This window comes from Pseudomonas sp. Sample_23 (assembly GCF_004307595.1).
In the GTDB taxonomy this organism is placed as follows: domain Bacteria; phylum Pseudomonadota; class Gammaproteobacteria; order Pseudomonadales; family Pseudomonadaceae; genus Aquipseudomonas; species Aquipseudomonas atacamensis.
Genome location: NZ_RCNX01000076.1, coordinates 1 through 730 on the forward strand (window position 1 = coordinate 1; position 730 = coordinate 730).

Consider the following 730-nt stretch of genomic DNA (forward strand, 5'->3'; position numbering starts at 1 on the left):
CCGGCGTCTTTGTAGACGTCGTCGGACGGTGCAGGAACAGTTGCGGTGCCGGTGGTTTCGCCAGCCTTGATGGTGATCACGGCACCGTTCGACAAAGTCACGGTCACTGGCGAGCCAGCGGCGTTGGTCAGCGTAGCGGTGTAAACGATCGAGCCACCTTCGGCCACGGAACCGGTCGCACTCAGAGACAGGTTGGTGGTGTCGGCAACGTCGGTGACAGAAGTCGAGACCGGAGTTTTATCCGCAACCAGATCTTCGAAGTTGCCACCGGTTACGCCAGTGATCGAGTTGGTCAGCGGCGCATTGCCGGTCAGCGCATCGTTCGCAGCAACAGCAGTTGCAGTGCCAGTAGTCTGGCCGACGCCGATGGTGATGGTCTGACCGTTGGCCAGGGTCACGACCACAGGCGAGCCAGTCACTGGTGCACCAACGGTGGCGGTGTAAGTCACGGTGCCGCCTTCAGCCACCGAAGTATCGGCGGTCAGTTTGACGGTCGAGGTATCGATGGTATCGGTGACAGTCGTTACGGCCGGAGCTGTGCTCGGTACCAAGTTCTCGAAATTGCCGCCGGTAGCGCTGGTGATCGTTGCCTGAACAGAGCCGGCGTCTTTGTAGACGTCGTCGGACGGTGCAGGAACAGTTGCGGTGCCGGTGGTTTCGCCAGCCTTGATGGTGATCACGGCACCGTTCGACAGGGTCACGATCACTGGCGAGCCAGCGGCGTTGGTCA

Annotated in this window: 1 protein-coding gene; it reads right to left on the reverse strand. The window is 61.0% G+C overall.

What is annotated here, in order from left to right; all coding sequences use genetic code 11:
• The coding region (locus tag D8U82_RS19610) for an immunoglobulin-like domain-containing protein (protein ID WP_347238835.1) at positions 1-730 on the reverse strand (730 nt) is incomplete at both ends.